Annotated in this window: 13 protein-coding genes; 9 read left to right on the top strand and 4 right to left on the bottom strand. The window is 40.3% G+C overall.

Annotated features, from left to right (window positions below):
- Positions 1-951: 951 nt before the first annotated feature.
- Both ppc and M3210_RS08790 read right to left on the bottom strand, forming a co-directional pair.
- The gene (gene ppc / locus M3210_RS08785) at positions 952-3,702 is read right to left on the bottom strand and encodes a phosphoenolpyruvate carboxylase (protein ID WP_251513408.1); all 2,751 of its coding nucleotides are present in this window, start codon (positions 3,700-3,702) and stop codon (positions 952-954) included.
- Positions 3,703-3,924: 222 nt separating this feature from the next.
- Positions 3,925-4,671, bottom strand: a complete 747-nt coding sequence (locus tag M3210_RS08790) for a MerR family transcriptional regulator (RefSeq protein ID WP_251513410.1) — start codon at positions 4,669-4,671, stop codon at positions 3,925-3,927.
- 159 nt (positions 4,672-4,830) lie between these two features.
- On the opposite strand from M3210_RS08790, the gene M3210_RS08795 reads away from it, so the two are divergent.
- The 3 genes from M3210_RS08795 (at position 4,831) to M3210_RS08805 (ending at position 6,996) form a co-directional block, all read left to right on the top strand.
- Positions 4,831-5,373 (top strand): hypothetical protein, encoded by a 543-nt coding sequence (locus M3210_RS08795; protein WP_251513616.1) that lies wholly within the window; start codon positions 4,831-4,833, stop codon positions 5,371-5,373.
- A 182-nt stretch (positions 5,374-5,555) separates the two neighbouring features.
- Positions 5,556-6,314 (top strand): polyphosphate polymerase domain-containing protein, encoded by a 759-nt coding sequence (locus tag M3210_RS08800; protein ID WP_251513412.1) that lies wholly within the window; start codon positions 5,556-5,558, stop codon positions 6,312-6,314.
- A gap of 1 nt (position 6,315) precedes the next feature.
- Positions 6,316-6,996, top strand: a complete 681-nt coding sequence (locus tag M3210_RS08805) for a DUF4956 domain-containing protein (protein ID WP_251513415.1) — start codon at positions 6,316-6,318, stop codon at positions 6,994-6,996.
- 38 nt (positions 6,997-7,034) lie between these two features.
- Here M3210_RS08805 and M3210_RS08810 read toward each other — a convergent pair whose 3' ends face one another.
- Positions 7,035-7,862 carry a squalene/phytoene synthase family protein gene (locus M3210_RS08810; protein ID WP_251513417.1) on the bottom strand — a complete coding sequence of 276 codons (828 nt, stop codon included), beginning with the start codon at positions 7,860-7,862 and terminating at the stop codon, positions 7,035-7,037.
- Between the two features lie 185 nt (positions 7,863-8,047).
- Here M3210_RS08810 and M3210_RS08815 point away from each other — a divergent pair, with 185 nt between their 5' ends.
- The 3 genes from M3210_RS08815 (at position 8,048) to M3210_RS08825 (ending at position 11,013) form a co-directional block, all read left to right on the top strand.
- Positions 8,048-9,211, top strand: coding sequence for an MFS transporter (locus tag M3210_RS08815; protein ID WP_251513419.1), 1,164 nt, complete (start codon positions 8,048-8,050; stop codon positions 9,209-9,211).
- An 85-nt stretch (positions 9,212-9,296) separates the two neighbouring features.
- Positions 9,297-10,466 (top strand): AI-2E family transporter, encoded by a 1,170-nt coding sequence (locus M3210_RS08820; RefSeq protein ID WP_251513422.1) that lies wholly within the window; start codon positions 9,297-9,299, stop codon positions 10,464-10,466.
- 13 nt (positions 10,467-10,479) lie between these two features.
- On the top strand, positions 10,480-11,013 hold the full coding sequence (locus M3210_RS08825) for a methylated-DNA--[protein]-cysteine S-methyltransferase (protein ID WP_251513424.1): 534 nt from the start codon (positions 10,480-10,482) through the stop codon (positions 11,011-11,013).
- A 49-nt stretch (positions 11,014-11,062) separates the two neighbouring features.
- Here the strand turns inward: M3210_RS08825 and M3210_RS08830 are convergent, their stop codons facing one another.
- Entirely contained in the window at positions 11,063-11,215 is a 153-nt protein-coding gene (locus M3210_RS08830) for a hypothetical protein (RefSeq protein WP_251513427.1), read from the bottom strand.
- Positions 11,216-11,410: 195 nt separating this feature from the next.
- Between M3210_RS08830 and M3210_RS08835 the strand changes: the two genes are divergently transcribed.
- From M3210_RS08835 to thrB, 3 genes are read left to right on the top strand one after another with little or no spacing between them, the layout of a single operon-like run.
- Entirely contained in the window at positions 11,411-12,712 is a 1,302-nt protein-coding gene (locus M3210_RS08835) for a homoserine dehydrogenase (RefSeq protein WP_251513430.1), read from the top strand.
- Complete coding sequence (gene thrC / locus M3210_RS08840) at positions 12,709-13,773, top strand: threonine synthase (RefSeq protein ID WP_251513433.1); 1,065 nt, start codon at positions 12,709-12,711, stop codon at positions 13,771-13,773. Before M3210_RS08835 ends, thrC begins: the two co-directional genes overlap by 4 nt.
- Complete coding sequence (thrB, locus tag M3210_RS08845) at positions 13,766-14,653, top strand: homoserine kinase (RefSeq protein WP_251513435.1); 888 nt, start codon at positions 13,766-13,768, stop codon at positions 14,651-14,653. The genes thrC and thrB overlap by 8 nt, the downstream gene beginning before the upstream one ends.
- The last annotated feature ends 73 nt before the right edge of the window (positions 14,654-14,726 follow it).

The raw sequence follows: 14,726 nt of genomic DNA on the forward strand, positions 1-14,726 counted from the left end.
AATTGTAACACGGATAAACCGATTCTAAGCATTTGCCGGTGGGGCCCCGACCCCTTCCAGCAAATACTAAGAATCGGGCACTACAGTCAATGGCAAGCAGCAAAGCTGTGGCTGCTCTCACACTATGGTTTCAAATAATATTACTACTGGTCGAAAATATGCTTTTACACAGAATTATGGACTTGACTAAACCACATTCTAATATTTGGAGTAATTGTCGATTAGAAGGTATCATCATGAACTCGTAGCACGTGAGAACCTCTCATGTTTGATTAGGGAAGGTGTTTTATGTACTCGTAGCACGTTAGAGCCTCTCACGTTCGATTAGGGAAGGTGTTTTATGTACTCGTAGAACGTTAGAGCCTCTCACGTTCGATTAGGAAGAGTATTTTATGCACTTGTAGCATGCAAGAAGCTCTCACGTTTGATTAGGTAAGTTTTTTATGTGCTCGTAGCACGTGAGAACCTCTCACGTTCGATTAGGGAAGGTGTTTTATGCACTCGTAGCACGTTAGAGCCTCTCACGTTCGATTAGGAAGAGTGTTTTATGCACTCGTAGCACGCTAGAACCTCTCACGTTTGATTAGGTAAGTTTTTTATGTGCTCGTAGCACGTGAGAACCTCTCACGTTCGATTAGGGAAGGTGTTTTATGCACTCGTAGAACGTTAGAGCCTCTCACGTCCGATTAGGAAAGGTATTTTATGCACTCGTAGCACGCAAGAAGCTCTCACGTTTGATTAGGTAAGTTTTTTATGTGCTCGTAACACGTTAGAACCTCTCATGTCCGATTAGGAAAGGTGTTTTATGTACTTGCAGCACGTAAGAACCTCTCGCGTACGATTAGACTGTAATTTTAGCAACATACAGCACTTAAGAAGCCCTCACGTTCGATTTAGAAGGTAATTCTATATACAGAAAAAAAGAGCGAAACGAGTTCGCTCTTTTTATAATCAGCCTGTATTAACTAAGCCTGCTGCAACTCCATTGATTGTCAGCAATACATCAATCTCCAATTCTACTGAAGGGTTTGTTGTATCTCTTAGTTTTTTAATCAAGTCCACTTGCATGATATTGAGTGGATCAACATATGGATTCCGCAAATGAATAGATTCGCGGATATTCGGTGAATGGCTAAGTAATGCTTCATTGCCTGTAATCTGCAATAATGCCGCTTTTGTTCGTTTATATTCGTCGAGAATATTATTAAAGATCCTCTCTGCTATTTCTGGATCTTCCACCAAGTCCAAGTATTCTTTTGCACTTCCCATATCTGCTGTCAATAGTGCCTTTTGCAGGTTATTAATTGTTGCATGGAAGAATGACCACTCGTTATACATAGTCTGCAAGATTTCCACATTACGATCGTCCTGCTCGATGAATGCTTGTAATCCTGTACCTGCCGCATACCATGCCGGCAGCAAGTGTCTCGACTGTGTCCAAGCAAACACCCATGGAATTGCACGTAGGTTCTCAAAACGCTTGCTGTTCTTTCTGCTCATTGGACGAGAACCGATGTTTAACGCATCCAATTCTGTTAAAGGAGTTGCCTCGTTGAAATACGTCAGAAAGTCTGGGTCTCCGAAAACGAGTGACTGGTATTTTTCCAATGATTTCTCGGACATGACTTCCATTGCTCTTTCCCATTCTTCTTTCCGCAACTGCATTCGGTCAGGAGCACTGGCGACTCGGGCACTTGATTCAAATAATGCGGAAGCAGCCTGCTCCAAGTTTCGATAGGCGATATCTTCTAATAAATATCGGGACGAAAGCACTTCTCCCTGCTCCGTAATTTTCACACCATCTCCAAGTGTCTCTACTGGTTGCGAAAGAATACTGGTGTGCAATGAACCGCCTCCACGTCCCAAGGATCCCCCTCTTCCATGGAAGTATTTCAATCGAATATTATATTCCCTCGCCATCCGATGAATATCTTTCTGCGCTTTGAATAGCTCCCAGTTTGCACTCAATGTACCGCCATCTTTACTTCCATCGGAATAGCCAAGCATGATTTCTTGGTGATCATTACGTGCCCGCAGCTGGTTACGATAAATATCTGTTTCAAATAATGTCTTCATAATTTCAGGACCTGCTTTTAAATCGTCAATCGTTTCGAGCAGCGGTGCAACATTCAGATCACTTTCAACTGATCCATCTTGATTAATCCGGTATAGTCCTGTCTCTTTAGCAAGAACAAGGACTTCCAACAAATCACTCGGAGCTTCTGTCATACTGATGATATAAACTTCGATGGCTCGTTTTCCAAACTCCTCATGTGCTCGCTTAATCAACCGGAAAACGCTCAACATTTCTTGAGTCGCTTCGGTATATCGATCATCTGTAAGCAATAATGGTCTTGGATTTGCCAGAATGTCGAATAATAATTTTTGTTTTTCAGATTCTGGAAGAGCTGAATAATCATCTGCGAGATGCACCGTTTTCAAAATCTCAGTGATCGCTGCTTCATGTTCCCCACTATGATTTCTTATATCAAGTGTTGCCAGGTGGAAACCGAATAGCTCCACTTGTCGGATTAATTTTCGAATCGATTTAAGCTTTTTATTTTCCGGTAAGTTTTTCTCTGCATTTGTTTGAATTTCTTTCAAATCAGCAGCCAATTCTTCTGCATACTGATAACCATGGGATGATTTTCCCTTTTCACGCAAACGTTTCAAGATCACTGCAAATTTCCGTCTGTATATTTCAGATTTTATGCGCCACTTTTCCGAATCTTTTAAGTAAAGTTCTTCCTCTTTTTCCACCTTATCTATTAATTCTTGATTAATAGATTGACGTTCAGTAGATTGGCTAAACCTTTTCATCAATTCAATAAGGGAAGCTTCATACTTTTTCAAGATTAGCTTTTGCTGCATTTCTAATGTTGTCCACGTGATTTCTGGTGTGACATTCGGATTCCCATCCCTGTCACCTCCAATCCAAGATCCAAAACGGATGAAGTTCGGCACTTGCCATTCCTTTTCCGAGATTTGTTCTTGAAGTTGCATTTCCAATTCCCAGAAAACATCAGGCAATGTATCGAATAAGACTTGATTAAAGTAATAAAGTCCGTTTTTCACTTCATCCAATACCTCAGGTTTTCTATGTCTGAGTTCATCGGTATGCCATAATGTGATCACTTCATTGAACAAGCTATCCTTTACCGCTGCCCTCTCTCTTTTCGTTATTAGTGGATTATCCAATTTACGAAGGTTCTCTGATATCCGCTTCTGCGTTTCCAGAACAGTTCGTTTCGTTGCTTCTGTCGGGTGCGCTGTCATAATCAGCTCAATGGATAAATCATTTAATACATTCTGGATTTCTTCATCATTAAGTGAATAACTTTTCACTTTACGGACCGTTTGTTCCAGTGAGAACGGCTGACTTGTACCTTCTTCCAGCAAGTATTGGCGCCTGCGTCGGATACGGTGATTTTGTTCAGCGACATTCACTAAATGAAAATAAATAGAAAAAGCACGGATCACTTGTTTTCTCATTGGTGGCTTTAAGCTGCTGATTTCTTCTTTAAGTTTGTTGTATGTCACTCTATCAAACTCAGTTCGAATACTTTTCGTCATTTTCCGAATGGTTTCGACCTTATCAAGTAACTCTTTACCGCCATGGAGGACAAGTATCTCACCTAAGATGTTTCCAAGCATGTTGACATCCTGTTGCAATGAAGTTTTATAAGTTGTTTGTACAGTCATTATGTCAGCCTCCTTAAGTTTATTTCTCTGTATCATATCATCTTTCCTAAAAATTAATAAAGTATTTTGTGCAAATATCTTGATTTTACCAAAATTTCCATACAGTAAAAGTACCAATTAAGAGTTATTCATCATAAAAAATGGACCCTAGTCGGATTGATTTCCGTACAAGAGTCCAATGAAGCAATAATAGAATTTTAATAAACTACCTGGCAGAATTGTTTATTCCTCTTCGCCTAAACGATCTGCATAAATAGCCATGGCATCGCGCATAAACACTGCCAGCCCTTCCCCAAATTGGTCAATATTCTTGGTGAACCGTTCATCGTAAACATACATCTCGCCGAGTCCCTTAAACGCTTCTTTAGAATAATTTCCAAAAGCGTTAAGAAAAACAAACCAATCATGAATCCTCGCTTGGGCAATGTCTGAATCTGGAGCTTCATGACGGATTTCAGCTAATTTACGATATATATCATTGAATTTATCCTGAAACTCTTTTAATTCCTCGGTAGATTTGCTCTTTAGCTTTTCGTTGGCATCATCTAGAGCTTTGTCTCCCCAACGCTGCCTCGCTTCCTCTTCGTATGGGTTATTGCTAAAATCAAAGCCGGAAAACTTCTCTTTATCCGACATATCCATCTCTCCTTTCATGGTTAATAATGTCTTATCAATCGTACTGATCAGTTGATCAATCTGATCTTTCTTATTCAACAACCTGCTTCGATGCATCTTTAAAGCCTCTTCCTTATCGAAGGTCGGAGCATGGATGATTTCTTTTATCTTTTTCAATGGAAAGCCAAGTTCTCGAAAAAATAGGATTTGCTGAAGCAACTCAAGATTCTCCTTCGAATAAATCCGATAACCAGCTTCCGTTGTTTTCTCAGGCGTGAGTAAACCAATTTCGTCGTAATGGTGGAGTGTGCGCACACTGATTCCGACTAGATCAGCAACTTCTTTTATTTTCATCCAAAACCCTCCTTCCATCTCAATATAAACTATGACGTAACGTTAGAGTCAACACTAATTTTACATCTCAGCTATAGCCCATTCTTGGGCAATTTAATCCCACCTAGACGTTTTCACCATATATTGGAGAGAAAAGAAGTTTAGGAGGCTAGAAAAGTGATGAATCATTATCCACATAATCCATATGAAAACTATGAATCATATAACCCTTATGATTACCAGGATGAGGAGGAAAGACTATTTAATTTCCCTGGTTTAGGTCAATTCTTTGGAGGAGGACAACAACAAGGACCACCTCCATTTGGACCACCAGGATTCCCCGGTGGTCCCGGAGGATTCCCAGGCGGAGGGGGATTTCCTGGAGGAGGCGGATTTCCTGGAGGACCTGGCGGACCGGGAGGGTTCCCTGGAGGACCAGGTGGGCCTGGAGGATTCCCTGGACAACAGCAAGGGGGACCACCAACTTCTCCACCACCAAGCTTTACACCACAGGAAAGCCAATTCCAAACCTTTGCAATTGATCCAGGCGGAATCCGCCGTTGTTTATTCCGTTTCACTTATATTTGGCTAAGAAGAGATCAATTCTGGTTCTATCCAGTCTTCGTCGGAAGAAACTCCATCGCTGGCTACCGCTGGAGAGGTAATCGCTGGGTATACTTCGGAATCGACCTTAACCAAATCCAGTCATTCCAGTGCTTTTAAAGAACATCGACAAACAAAGGTGTATTTAGGTACAAAGCCTAGATACACCTTTTTTACATAACTTTAATCTCGGATTTACATTAAATTAATATTTCTTCATTGATTTCTAATCAATTTCTCATCTTTCTCACATGGAGGTCTTACTCCGGCCGGCTAATATTAGTTTGCAAGGAGGATGAGTCATGGCTATTGAGATTTTTAGAAGAAAAGAACAAAAATATTTAATCACCATGAATCAATACGAATCATTAATTGAAAAAATTTATCCATTTATGAGACCGGATAAATTTGGTGAAGACGGTAAATACACCGTTACTAGTCTATATTTTGAAAGCACGGATAAAAAAATCTACTATGAAACAAAAAACAAACTAATGTATCGGCAAAAACTCAGATTGCGAGTATATAACGATGCAAATTTAGACAGCACAGCATTTTTTGAAGTAAAACAAAAACATAAAAAAGTAGTGAACAAACGCAGAATGCTGCTGCCATTGTCGGAAGCATACCGCTATATCCATGCATTGGATGAGGACTTGAACAATATCGAGACCTCTAACCAGCAAGTTTTACGTGAAATTGATTATTTCAAGAAGCTCTATAATTTAAAGCCCGAAATGGTCGTCAGTTACGATCGACATGCCCTTCACCATCGGGAGGACGCGAACTTAAGAATGACATTTGATTTTAACTTGCGATGCAGAAACCATGATTTACAGTTGGAAAACGGATCATACGGTGAACTGTTCATTGATCCAAATTTAGTCGTTCTTGAGGTGAAAGTGGACGATAGTGTTCCGTTATGGCTCGCACGTATCCTGCAAGAATTGAACTGTGAACAGCGGAGTGCCTCAAAGTTTTGCACGAGCATGGAGTTACTCTATGACATGCACCCGCCAGTTGGAACAAATAAAGAATTAGTAAGTATAGGAGGATTTTAAAATGGAAGCAATTCAACAATTTTTTTCAGTGAATGGGGAGGAATCTACCTTAATGCTAAGTTTAGCGGCAATGACACTCTCTACGGTGTTGAGTATAATTATTACTTTGGTCTACCAGCTCACCTTCACAGGAGAACGGTACTCACAAAACTTTGTACATACGATTATCATCATGAGTGTAGTGGTCTCGGTCATTATGAATGTAGTCAGTGGTAATGCTGGAGTGGCATTTGGTTTATTTGCGGTGTTCTCACTTATTCGATTCCGTAGTGCTGTAACGGATGCTAAAGATATTGCGTATATATTCTTCGGTCTTTCTGTTGGTATGACATGCGGTTTGTATGAGTTTACATTAGCAATCATCTTGACGTTTTTTGCTAGTATCCTATTTTATGTTCTATACAAAGTCAACTATGGAAAAGGTAAAGATACACAAATCCTTAAAGTGACTGTGCCTGAAAATTTAAATCATGAAAATCTGCTCGATGATGTGTTCGACGAATTCACACTCTCCCATCAATTGCGTCAAGTGGAGACTACGAACCTTGGAACAATGATACTATACACTTATGCGATTCGGACAAAAATTGAAACAAAAGACAAGGTACTGCTCGATCGTATCCGGGAAAAGAATGCGAATTTGAAAGTTTCTTTATCCTATCTGCAATCGGAAGCAAAATAAATATAAAAGCTGCCTATCCAATTTGACAGGCAGCTTTGTTATGCTTTCTCATCTATAATCTCATTAACCGTTGCTTCTACTTCTGCACGAGTCATTTTTTCATGCCCTTCATCCATCGCCTTGAGTGTCTTTTTCGCTAAGGCTAAAGGAATCTTACAGAATAAAACAATATTTCTTGTTTTAAGATCCTTCATATACTCGTCTGCTTTGGCTAAATTTCCCCAAGCATATTCAAACATATCGGCACGTGTCCAACCATCTGGCAAAAAGCCTACTCCCCGCTCCGCGTCCTCATCTTGATTACGGAGCATGTTGACAGCTTGTAATCCACGTCCATAGCCTACCGCCAAGTCGTAGTCAGTTTCTGTGCCATCATACCATCTCCAAATATCGGATAACATGACACCAACAAGACCTGCTACATAGTACGTATACTCATCCAGTTCTTCTTTCGTTCGGACATCAAAGTCTTTCTCAACCCATTTCGCCATTCCATCAGCCATTTCGCTTGTTGACTCCAACACTTTATCGCGAATGTCTTCTGGACAAAATTCAATCCAATCTGCAAGGCGGTGAGTCACTTCAGGGAGCTCATCATATGGTTTTGTCAATGCTTCATATGCTTCCCGATCAAATCCTGTCTTGGACTGTAAAAGTTTACTCGTATCCCGCAACAGTTGTGTTTTAATCTCTTTAGCCAACGTTTCATGATCTTCAATTTCATCAATTGCCCGCATACATAAATAAGCTGCACCCACTGTTTTTTGCAGCTTCGGTTTCAACAGTTTAATCGGTATGTAAAATGTTCTGCTTGTCAGCTTTAACATATGCATTGCTTCTTTTTGCAAGTTTGCTTTTGCGCTCAACACTAAGTCCTCCCTTTGCACATTGAGGTAGTTCAATTATAACAAAACAACTGAGTTTTTTCCTCTTTGTGCTCATTTCCCTAGTTTTCCCAACTTACTTAGCCTATCTGGCATGCTTGTTCTTGTGATTTTAAGCCATACCACGTAAGATGGTAATTGTACTCATAATAGAAAGGTGTCACACCATGAATAAACGTGTATATTTTCTAATGACCGTCTCTTTTGTTGTCGGAATGGTTGAACTGCTTATTGGAGGAATATTAGACCTCATTGCTGAAGATTTGAATGTCAGCCTCGGACTAGCCGGCATGTTGATCACTGTCTTTTCCCTTACATTTGGGATAGCCGCTCCGGTCCTGCTCGTCCTTACTGCTAAAATGGAAAGGAAACGTTTGACATTAATTTCCTTATCCGTCTTTCTGGTCGGTAATATTATCGCGGCTATAAGCCCGGTTTATAGTGTGCTATTTGTGGGAAGAATCATCTCTGCAATCAGCGGCTCCATTTTAATCATTCTTTGTATCGTTTTAGCAGCCAATATTGTCGAACCAAAATATCGTGGTCGGGCAATTGGCGTTGTAAGTATGGGAGTAAGTGCCTCCCTCGTATTAGGCGTACCGATTGGCCTAAGCTTAGGAAACCTCTTCGGTTGGAGAGCCCCCTTTATATTGATTGTGATTCTAACTGTCATCAGTATGCTCGGTGTTCACTTCTTTATGGAACGTGTACCTCCAAGACCTGTAAGTTCCATTAAATCACAAGTCCAGTCACTCAAAAACAACAAAATTCTATTTGCGCATTTGACCATCTTTATGATGATGTCGGGACATGCTGTATTGTATGCATATTTAACTCCATTTAGTCAAACGACTATGGGGCTGGAAGAGCATATGATCAGTATCGTTTATCTCATTTTCGGGATAGCCGCAGTTTGTGGGGGAGCATTTGGTGGTACCATGTCAGATAAATTTGGCAGTACCCGCATTATCCCAATTTTCATCATTATCTATGCAGCGATGATTTTTGCAACATCCTATAGTACTGCTTATCTGCCGTTATTCATGATTGTTCTAGCATTATGGGGGTTGATGAGCTGGTCAGTTACTCCAGCCATGCAAACTTACCTGATGGCTATTGATCCAGAAACAGCAGATATGCAGATCAGCATCAGCAATTCTGCTTTACACTTCGGCATCGCTTTCGGTTCCTTTATAGGCGGGGTAACGATAGACCGGTCTGGAGTTGAAATCAACCCCTTTATCGGCGGGTTATTTGTTGTAATCGCCCTCGCTACGATGTCCATATCTTTGATGCAGAAAGAGAAACAAAAAGAAATTAACAGCTACTAGATGTTAACTATTGTAATTGTTTTTTGTTCATATCTTACCTTATACTGTAAGTAAAATAGAAAACTATAGGAAAAAGGGGTTACGTATGAATCAGACAAGTCGATTTATTAAATTTCTTGGTGGAAAAAATCTATTTTTTCTATTTGCATTACTGTCTTTAATTGGTATCACCATTTTTATCTACGACCGTGTATCATTTGTGTTTTATCCGGTTATCGTCATTGTTTCAACGATAACTCCACCGATAATTCTGGCGTTCATTGCTTTTTATTTGTTAAATCCAGTCGTAAATCTTTTAGAAAAGATCCGGATCAAACGAATTTGGGGAATCATCATTCTCATCCTTGCCATTGCCGGGATATTAACGGGTGTTGTTCTTCTTACAGCACCGTTGATTGAAACTCAAATCCAAGATTTAATTAAAAACTTCCCTAACTACTTAGCTCAGCTTGGAGCTGGTATTACCGAATGGGTTCAAAACTCCTTTCTCGCTCCTTATTACGAGGAGGGATATAATTGGATTGTCGATAATTTCAGTGATTTGCCTGGAATCATTGGCGGCTACTTATTAAATGCATTTGAAAGTGTGCAAAATATCGCATCTACAGTTACGAATATCGTGGTAGCCATCGTAACATTTCCTATTATTCTCTTTTTCCTATTAAAGGACGGTACAAGATTTAAAGAATACTTCCTTACTCTTTTACCACCTGCATTTCGTAAAGATGCAAATCAAATTCTGGATAATATGGATACGCAAGTCGGTTCTTATATCCAAGGACAGATTATTGTTGCGTCATGTATTGGGCTCCTCCTATATATCGGATATTTAATTATCGGGATGCCATATGCGTTGACTCTAGCGATTATCGCCGCAGTCACTTCCGTTGTACCATACCTCGGACCAATGATAGCCATTCTGCCGGCGATCATCATTTCTATTGTAGATTCGCCGATCATGCTACTCAAATTGGCAATTGTTTGGATGGCTGTGCAATTCCTTGAGGGTAACTTTGTTTCACCAAATGTCATGGGACGCACAATGCAGGTTCATCCACTCACGATTATCATTGTCTTACTTGTAGCAGGAAATCTATTTGGTATCATCGGAGTAATTTTAGGTATTCCTGGTTATGCGATTTTGAAAGTGCTGGTGCAATATTTATTCTATAAGTTTAAACAAAGGTACAATAAATATTTTGGTGAATCCCATGGTTTTTATCCAGCCGTTGAAGATGAAACAGAAAACAAATAGGAGTTGTTTTGATATGGGAAACGGAAGAATTGTCTATTATGACAGTTTTGAGCGGGATGATAAAAGGATGATTTTAGCTGCTACGGAAAAGGGCTTATGCTGGGCCGGCGGATTCAATGAAGACGAACAGCAGATGCAATCTTGGCTGCTAAAGCAGGAACCGCATCGCACATTTCAAAAAGATGAACAAAAACTTCGGATATATATAGAAGCTATGGAAAGATACTTTTCAGGAGATCTCCGTACGTTCGACATCCCTCTTGACCTCAGAGGGACACCCTTTCAACTTGCGGTATGGAAAGTTTTACAGCATATACCTTACGGTGAAACAAGAACCTACTCGGACATCGCCAATGACATCGGTAATCCGCAAAGCGTTAGAGCTGTTGGAACAGCAATTGGAAGAAATCCAGTGCTCATCGCTATTCCATGCCATCGAGTCATCCAGAAGAATGGTGCGCTTGGAGGCTTCCGGGCAGGTCTTTCATTAAAAGAATTTCTTCTCCAATTGGAGAGTGAAAAATCCCAAACCAAAATTCCCCTTTAATACAACAAACGAAAGCAGGTTCCCATACCGAGGTTGGGCCTGCTTTTTTTCAAAAATATTTTTTCCTGAATAAGAGGACTACACCCAACCCTAACATTAAACCAAGAAACCCAAATAATTCTACCCGATCAAATAACATGCCGATGAGCAAACCAAGAATTAATAAAATGAAAAAAATGCTGCCGATAATCTCATTTCGCATAAAACTCCCCCTTTACCGTACGGGCTACTATATGATATTAATAGAAATTTAAATATGTTATTCATTTTTAAAAAAAGTAAGCGCTTAACATAATAATACTAGTCATTAGGATATTGATATCATTTGCTTTTCATGTTTAAATTGATTAAATATATAAAATAATACTGCAATACTCTGCAGTGATGAGGTGATGAGATGGTAAAAAAAGTATCAATCGGTTTATTAGGCCTAGGAGTAGTCGGATCAGGTGTGGTCCATATCATTAATAACCACCAAGAGAAGCTAAAACACCAACTTGGAGTACCAATCGAAGTAAAACGCGTTCTCGTCCGTAACTTGGAAAAAGCCCGCGAAGTGGATGTAAATCCTGCTTTGTTAACTTCAAATCCTGATGATGTATTGAATGATCCTGACATTAATGTTGTCATCGAAGTAATGGGTGGAGTGGATATTACTAAGGAATATATTTTACAAGCATTCTCCGCAGGGAAACATGTGGTTTCTGCAAATAAAGATTTAGTCGCGTTACATGGACCTGAACTTCATGCAGCAGCTGAAAAGAATAAATGCGACTTTTACTATGAAGCTAGTGTTGCAGGAGGTATTCCTATTTTAAGAGGGATTACGGACGGCTTAGCCTCTGATCGTATTGAAAGAGTCATGGGAATTGTCAATGGAACGACAAATTACATATTAACAAAGATGGCAGAAGAAGGTACAAGTTATGGGGATGCTTTAAAACAGGCACAGGAATTAGGCTTTGCAGAAGCTGATCCGACTGCGGATGTGGAAGGATTGGATGCGGCACGGAAAATGGCAATCCTGGGACGTCTCGCTTTTTCTACTCCGGTTGACCTTAAAGATGTTACTGTTACTGGAATCTCTCAAGTTTCTACCGAGGATATTAAAAATGGCAGTGAACTCGGCTATACGATGAAACTCATTGGATATGCCGATTTTGAAGATGGGCAATTGGAGGTTCATGTCATGCCGACATTTTTATCCAATGATCACCCGCTAGCTTCCGTAAAAAATGAATACAATGCGGTATATGTATATGGTAAAGCCGTCGGTGAAACTATGTTCTATGGACCAGGAGCAGGGAGTCTCCCAACGGCTACAGCTATCGTTTCCGACTTGGTAAATGTCGTTAAAAATATCCGTCTTGGAGTAACCGGCGAACAGGTTGTCAAAAACTATCATAACAAAGCTTTAAAAACACCGAGTGAACGTTTTTCGCAATATTACTTACGCTTAAACGTAAAAGATGAGGCTGGAGTTTTCTCGCAATTATCTAAAATTTTCCATGAGCAAGAAATTAGTTTAAAACGGATTATCCAGCGACCTAATAAAAAGGAAAAATCAGCAGAGATTATTGTCATCACACATCAGACATCAGAAGAAAACTTTACAAAATTACTAGATAAGGTTCAGAATTTACCTGTCTTAAAGGAAATTTCGAGTTATTATCGCGTTGAAGGAGATGGAGTCGAATGACTTGGCAAGGATTGCTCAAACAATACAGTGACTATTTACCAGTCACAGAGAACACACCTAATATTTCATTAAACGAGGGAAATACACCTCTCCTTCATTTCCCAACTTTGTCTAAGGAGTTAGGAATTGAATTGTATGGAAAGATTGAAGGAGCGAATCCAACTGGTTCCTTTAAAGATCGCGGAATGGTTATGGCTGTAGCAAAAGCAAAAGAAGCAGGCAGCAGGTCCGTGATTTGCGCATCTACTGGTAATACATCAGCAGCTGCTGCAGCTTATGCAGCTCGTGCAGGGATGCGTGCAATCATTGTTATTCCTAAGGGTAAAGTGGCACTCGGAAAATTAGCTCAAGCCGTTATATATGGTGCAGAAATCATTGAAATTGATGGAAATTTTGATGAGGCATTAAGTATGGTTCGGGAAATCAGTGAAACAACACCGGTTACCCTTGTAAACTCAGTAAACCCTTACCGTATAGAAGGTCAAAAAACAGCTGCTTTTGAAATTTGCGATGCTTTAGGAAGTGCACCTGATATTCTAGCTATTCCAGTCGGTAACGCCGGAAATATCAGTGCCTATTGGAAAGGCTTTAAAGAGTACAATGAAGAAAAACAAACAGGCCTGCCGAAAATGTTTGGTTTTGAGGCTGAAGGCGCTGCGGCTATTACAAAGGATGAAATCATTACACAACCAGAAACAATTGCAACAGCAATTCGGATTGGTAACCCAGCTAGTTGGGCACTGGCTACAGCAGCCCGCGATGAGTCCAATGGGATGATAACATCTGTTAGTGACGAAGAGATTTTATCTGCGTTCAAACATCTCCCTAAGTCAGAGGGTGTTTTCGCAGAACCAGGTTCCAACGCTTCCATTGCTGGCGTTATTCAACAATGTAAAGCAGGGAATATTCCACAAGGAAGTAAGGTCGTTGCGGTTCTGACCGGCAACGGATTGAAGGACCCGCAAACCGTCCAGGATAATCAAGAGATTGAGACTGTTTCCCTGCCTAATGATGCAACAGCAATTAAAAACTATATCGAAGAGTTGACTAACAATGACTAGTTTTATGATTCGTGTCCCAGCCAGTTCCGCCAATATTGGACCTGGTTTTGACTCTCTAGGTTTGGCGGTCAATTTATACTTGACATTGGAAGTTACGAAGCAGGACAAATGGGAGTTTATCTCCCCAAGTTTTGCTCCTGGTACTCCCTTTGAAGAGCATTTCATATACAAAATTGCGAAACAAGTGGCTGATCAGCATGGGAAAACCCTCTCCCCCTGTCTCGTTAAGGAAACAACAAGTGTACCACTTGCCAGGGGGCTGGGCAGCAGTGCGGCTGCGATTATTGCTGGAATAGAAATTGCCGACCAATTAGGAGAGTTAAAATTAACATCTGAAGAGAAATTAGGATACGCTACAGCAATAGAAGGCCATCCAGATAATGTCGCCCCTGCTTTGCTAGGAGGACTTATCGTTTCGACTTATGTAGATAATGAAGTGGATTGGTTAAAAATCTCGGATTTAGATTTGGAACTTGTCGCTTATATTCCGAAAGTTGAGTTGAAAACAGAGGCTGCAAGGAATGTCTTGCCTGAACAATACCTTAACCATGATGCAGCCCTGGCAAGTGGAATCAGCAATTTAACCATCGCAGCACTTTTACAAGGCAATTATGGACTAGCCGGTAAGATGATGGAAAAGGATCTATTCCATGAACCATATAGAAAATCTCTTATTCCAAATTATGATTTGATTAAACGTCAGGCAAAAGAACATGGTGCATATGGGTCGGTTATCAGCGGAGCCGGACCAACGATGGTATCGTTCGTCCCCAATGGAAAAAGTGAACATCTAGTCCAGCAGTTCAAAGATGTTTTACCAGATTATCAAGTAATCCCTTTAAAGATGGACGCTGACGGATTAAAGGTTGAGCAGATATAGTTCATTCGGAACTCATCATGAATTTTGGACAGTAAAAAACACCCTACATGAACATTTTCATGTAGGGTGTTTT

The sequence above is a fragment of the Oceanobacillus luteolus genome (assembly GCF_023715655.1).
GTDB lineage: Bacteria > Bacillota > Bacilli > Bacillales > Amphibacillaceae > Oceanobacillus > Oceanobacillus luteolus.

Excerpts from the sequence above, each read along its gene's own strand:
- M3210_RS08805 (WP_251513415.1), top strand. The coding sequence starts at position 6,316 with ATGGAAGCAATTCAACAATTTTTTTCAGTGAATGGGGAGGAATCTACC.
- M3210_RS08835 (WP_251513430.1), top strand. The coding sequence starts at position 11,411 with ATGGTAAAAAAAGTATCAATCGGTTTATTAGGCCTAGGAGTAGTCGGA.
- M3210_RS08800 (WP_251513412.1), top strand. The coding sequence starts at position 5,556 with ATGGCTATTGAGATTTTTAGAAGAAAAGAACAAAAATATTTAATCACC.
- M3210_RS08815 (WP_251513419.1), top strand. The coding sequence starts at position 8,048 with ATGAATAAACGTGTATATTTTCTAATGACCGTCTCTTTTGTTGTCGGA.
- ppc (WP_251513408.1), bottom strand. The coding sequence starts at position 3,702 with ATGACTGTACAAACAACTTATAAAACTTCATTGCAACAGGATGTCAAC.
- M3210_RS08830 (WP_251513427.1), bottom strand. The coding sequence starts at position 11,215 with ATGCGAAATGAGATTATCGGCAGCATTTTTTTCATTTTATTAATTCTT.
- M3210_RS08790 (WP_251513410.1), bottom strand. The coding sequence starts at position 4,671 with ATGAAAATAAAAGAAGTTGCTGATCTAGTCGGAATCAGTGTGCGCACA.
- thrC (WP_251513433.1), top strand. The coding sequence starts at position 12,709 with ATGACTTGGCAAGGATTGCTCAAACAATACAGTGACTATTTACCAGTC.
- M3210_RS08825 (WP_251513424.1), top strand. The coding sequence starts at position 10,480 with ATGGGAAACGGAAGAATTGTCTATTATGACAGTTTTGAGCGGGATGAT.
- thrB (WP_251513435.1), top strand. The coding sequence starts at position 13,766 with ATGACTAGTTTTATGATTCGTGTCCCAGCCAGTTCCGCCAATATTGGA.
- M3210_RS08820 (WP_251513422.1), top strand. The coding sequence starts at position 9,297 with ATGAATCAGACAAGTCGATTTATTAAATTTCTTGGTGGAAAAAATCTA.
- M3210_RS08795 (WP_251513616.1), top strand. The coding sequence starts at position 4,831 with ATGAATCATTATCCACATAATCCATATGAAAACTATGAATCATATAAC.